The following is a 4,895-nucleotide window of genomic DNA, read 5'->3' on the forward strand; positions in this document are numbered from 1 at the left end:
TCTAATAATGTTCTTTTTATTGTTTTGAAAAATTGCATAAAAATAGGCAGAAACACATACCTATCCATCAGGTATATATTTCTGCCAATTAAAAAAGTCTACGTGAAAAAAGACAGAACTACACTGTCTGTCTGTCTGTCTGTCTGTCTGTCTGTCTGTCAAGGATTTTGTCAGTCTTTTCATGGCTTGTCAACCTTTTATGCTAATTTTTCTTGTGCTAATTATACAAGAAAAAATCTATATTGACTAGCCTTTATATATTGTATATTTGTTATTTTTACTCGTCTATTTTCATTACGCTCCCATCTAGCTTCATTACGTGTTGTATACAATGAAGCTTTGCTTTTGAACACTGAAACTATTGCTCTGTACTCTGAAACTTTGATTTAGAGCATCATATTATTTCTTACTATATTATGCTTGTAATACTGTATATCCCCACTTCACAGGGTGGGTGCAAAGTGTGTGCACTTTTTAACGTTAACATCCTGTGCACTCAACCCTAGAGCGTTGATATCTTCCCTCAAACAGCAAAATCACACTCAAAAACCGCGAGAACCCAGCTTGAAGCCACTTCGCATTAAACCTTTTAACGATAGCCCTCGCAAACCCCTGCTACATAAGGGCAAAAATGCACCCACCTAATCAGCCCTAGACATCAATACGACACTCTCGACGTGGATTGAGAGAACAGGTAGTATAGCTACACTTTTTTGAGTGCACACTATTGATAGTGGGTGCACTTTTTAACGATAGAAAAAGCTATCGTTAAAAGGTTTAAGATTGGCTTAATAGCTTGATTTTTGAGCATAAAAACAAAAAACAGCCTAGAGAGGATTCCCCCCTAGGCTGAGTTTTGTAACATTTCAAATGCTCACATTCTTTTGGCTTTTACGATGCCCTTTGAACATCCACACTAATCTCTGATTTAAAAGTTACGCTGAACCTGTCCTCGTAAACTTTTATTTTCTTGATGTACTTTCTTACCAGCTTCTCGTCATACTCACTAATATCGTGACGTTCACTTTTCAGAAAATCTTCCATTTCTCTGATTCGTCTTTTAGCATCTTCTTGACCTGCTTTTTCTATAAGAAGCTGCTGTTTCTTACCCTTCAGTTCATCAATCTCGTTGGCAGTTTTCGTGTATAGTTTCATCACGTGTTGGATACAATGAAACCTTAGCCTTGAACTCTGAAACTATTTATAGGAATCCTGAATAGCTTGAAACTCTGAAACCTTTTTAGGCATCAAAAAAGACGGTATTACTACCGCCTTAATTATTTACACATAACGTATTTAGATTTAGATTTAGATTTAGATTTAGATTTCTATTTCATAGAAACTTGATCCTTGCTAAGCTCTACAAACTGGGATTTGTTGTAGTTATCTCCCATTTTCTTTAATTCCATATGTAATACACAAGCAAATACTATCTCAATAATACATGCCGCAACAGCAACCGTTGTCCCGTTTAATGCACATCCTAAAATCAAGGAAATCATCGGAATGGAAATTGCAGCAACTGTATATCCCTTTGATTTGTACAGCCATGAATACGGCAGTAAATGTGCGCCAAAGACCATTGCATACACCATAATCATCTTTTCCGGAACCGCACTAAACACCCACATAACGATTAATAAATAAATCATTTGATTTAGGGTGAAAATGAAGCCTAATTGTCCAAGTGGATTTTGTTTTGAAAAGATATCAACCTTTATAAGGTTACCAATGAGCCAAGCCAGCGGTAATAATGGGCATGAACAGCAAAATACCAATAAATTTTTCATATCCACATTGATATCTAAAATTGACACAAGTACTATCAGAAGCCATATAATCACCGATGCCATGATAAATGGCAATCCTTTTTTCTGCTTTATGATGATATCATTCCTCAATTCATCTAAGCTCATTGATTTCTCCTTCAAATGCTAATTTATACAATCTGATATTCAACGTCGTGGCAGTGTAAAGGCACTACGGTAATCAATCCAAAACATAAGTGTTTCAAGTATCAAGGTTTGAGACTCCGCTTTAGCCTTCTGATTTTCTTCTTCCTCTCCACCGAATTCAATGATCATTGCTCCGGCATCAACGCGTATTCTGCGCCTTTCGAGACTCAGATAAGCGTAATTGTATCATGATCTATGTTTTCATAATTTATGTAAGAGAGTACATCTTCGAACTGCTCTAATGGTATCCTGGCTAATGTTTTCGGCTGATTGTTCTGTCCGAACATAAACAGAAATAATGTTTATGTAACAATCTCTTGCCATAATAGCGGGATTCATTAATATCTTTCATCTGAAATTATATGCTCTATTCCACTATGCTCCGATTTAAGATATTCTTTCATAAATGTCGGGTAAGCCTTGCACTTATCAAGCTCATCTATAGGTAACCAATGCATTGTCTCTTTAGCACCTGACTCTGTAGTGCTTTGGCTCGTAAAATCTCTTTTGCCCATGGGCTTCATCATGTAGTAGAGTGTAATCTCATGGAAGTCTACTCCTTTTAAGCCAGAGCTGCCGATGAAGAAGTTCTCGTGTATGACGGCAAGGTGATCTACTTCATAATTAAGACCTGTCTCTTCAAATACTTCCCTCTTAACGGCTTCTTCTGATGTCTCGCCCATGTGAACCGCTCCGCCAACTGAGTAGTAATAGTCGTCCTCATCATTTCCTGCAAATAGTACACAACCTTCTTCGACTATGATGGCTGCTGCTCTATATCTAAATGCTTTGTTATCGTTAATAAATCCGCAATTATGTTCCATAGTTTATTCCTTTAGAAAATCTGGTAAATATTTGTGTATAATCCCTTCTTGCGATAAATTCATTGTATCCATCGATAAAACATATTAATGTACGAAAATTAAAACTTATTGCTTACAGTTCACCATATACAACTTAGCTCATGTTAAAAACAAATGGGAGTCACGAATTACCATCACAAACTATGCCTTTTAACATTTAGTCCTTACAACCACATTTCTAAACAAAGCCAATCGTCGTACTAATATCCCGCCAATCATCGGAATGAAAATTCGCCAATCGTCGGGACAGAATTCCGACAATCGTCGGAAAATGATGATAGAATTCATATTATCAGCAGAAAATACGAGCAGACTTAATTAAAAAACAGGGTGACAGAGTTGAAAAAATATAGGAAAAGAATTGCCGACGATATTTTGAAAAGAAAGCTAGAAGGCAAAGGCGCGGTACTGATTGAAGGGCCGAAATGGTGTGGGAAAACCACTACTGCAGAACAATTTGCAGCAAGCGTTTTATATATGGACAACCCCGAAAAGAAAGAACAGAATATCGCTATGTCGGAACTAAGCCCAAAGCGATTACTGAAGGGAGCTACCCCAAGATTAATTGACGAATGGCAGCTTGCTCCAAAACTTTGGGATGCAATACGGTTTGAGGTTGATCATCGTAGTGAGTTTGGGCAATTTATACTAACTGGTTCTGCTGTTCCTGCAAACACTACAGAAATTACTCACTCTGGTACTGGGCGCTTCACGTGGCTAACAATGAGACCAATGAGCTTATATGAATCCGGTGATTCCACGGGCGAAGCTAGCTTGGAAAACCTTTTTGCGGGAACTAAAAGTATTGAGGGTGATTCAAACTTAAGTATTGACCGCCTAGCTTTTCTTGTATGCCGTGGAGGATGGCCACAATCGGTGGATATGCGTGATGAAATTGCTTTAGATCAAGCTTTTGATTACTACGATGCTATTGTACACTCCGACATTAATCGTGCCGATGACGTAAAAAAAGATGCTGAAAAAGTTAAGCGTCTTATGCGCTCATACGCAAGGAATCAAGGAGCACAAGTACCAAATACTGTGCTTTCGCGAGATATTTCTGCTAATGAAGATAAGACAATTAGCGAGGAAACCGTTGCGTCGTATGTTGATGCGCTTCGCAAAATATTTGTTGTAGAAGATATGCCTGCTTGGAATCCAAATCTAAGATCAAAAACTGCCATTCGTTCATCCGATATGCGTTATTATATTGACCCATCTATTGCTGCAGCGGCTTTGGGAATTGGACCAAACGACTTGATAAACGACTTAAATACTTTCGGTTTTCTATTTGAAACACTTTGCATCAGAGATCTGCGAATTTTTGCAGATTCTCTAGGCGGCGAAGTTTACCACTACAGAGATAAAGACGGACAGGAATGCGATGCGGTTATTCATTTAAGAAACGGTAAATACGGTCTTATTGAAATTAAACTCGGAGGCGAAAAGCTCATTGAAGAAGGAGTAAAAAGCCTTAAAGCGATGAAAGAAAAAATCGACACCAGTAAAATGAACGAGCCATCTTTCCTTATGGTTTTGACTGGAACAGGCGATTTTGCGTATTGCCGCAAAGACGGTGTTTGCGTAGTTCCTATCGGCTGCTTAAAAAACTAACACGAAGCCTTTCATGACTACAAACGCTAAACCTTTTAACGATAACCCTCGCTAAACCCTGCTACACAAGGACTAAAACGCAGCAACTAGACTGCACGCATAGTAGATGTCATCAAAACGATATCTTGATTAAGTGCGATTTGTAAAGGAGCGCCACTGATTCTGTATGGATTGAGAGAACAGGTAGTATAGCTACACTTTTTTGAGTGCACACTATTGATAGTGGGTGCACTTTTTAACGATAGAAAAAGCTATCGTTAAAAGGTTTAAGATTGGCTTAATAGCTTGATTTTTGAGCATAAAAAACAGCCTAGAGAGGATTCCCCCTAGGCTGACTTTTGTAACATTTCAAATGCTCACATTCTTTTGACTTTTACGATGCCCTTTCAATATCCACACTAATCTCTGATTTAAAAGTTATACTGAACTTGTCCTCGTAAACTTTTATTTTCTTGATGTACTT

4 protein-coding genes are annotated in these 4,895 nt (G+C 37.9%); 1 reads left to right on the forward strand and 3 read right to left on the reverse strand.

The genetic code is table 11. The features are described from left to right. Window positions 1-891 precede the first annotated feature (891 nt). The 3 genes from HMPREF3230_RS06180 to HMPREF3230_RS01955 all read right to left on the reverse strand — a co-directional run bounded on the left by HMPREF3230_RS06180 (window position 892) and on the right by HMPREF3230_RS01955 (window position 2,779). On the reverse strand, window positions 892-1,155 hold the full coding sequence (locus HMPREF3230_RS06180; protein WP_082266232.1) for an integrase: 264 nt from the start codon (window positions 1,153-1,155) through the stop codon (window positions 892-894). Between the two features lie 173 nt (window positions 1,156-1,328). Continuing rightward, window positions 1,329-1,916, reverse strand: coding sequence for a DUF7010 family protein (locus HMPREF3230_RS01950; RefSeq protein WP_004133087.1), 588 nt, complete (start codon window positions 1,914-1,916; stop codon window positions 1,329-1,331). 377 nt (window positions 1,917-2,293) lie between these two features. Further along, a complete protein-coding gene (locus HMPREF3230_RS01955) occupies window positions 2,294-2,779 on the reverse strand; it encodes an NUDIX hydrolase (protein ID WP_075523307.1) in 486 nt (161 codons plus the stop codon). 378 nt (window positions 2,780-3,157) lie between these two features. Here HMPREF3230_RS01955 and HMPREF3230_RS01960 point away from each other — a divergent pair, with 378 nt between their 5' ends. Next, complete coding sequence (locus tag HMPREF3230_RS01960) at window positions 3,158-4,432, forward strand: ATP-binding protein (RefSeq protein WP_196489628.1); 1,275 nt, start codon at window positions 3,158-3,160, stop codon at window positions 4,430-4,432. Window positions 4,433-4,895: the final 463 nt, after the last annotated feature.

Origin of the sequence: Gardnerella vaginalis, from assembly GCF_001563665.1 — a bacterium.
Taxonomy (GTDB): Bacteria; Actinomycetota; Actinomycetes; order Actinomycetales; family Bifidobacteriaceae; genus Bifidobacterium; species Bifidobacterium vaginale_A.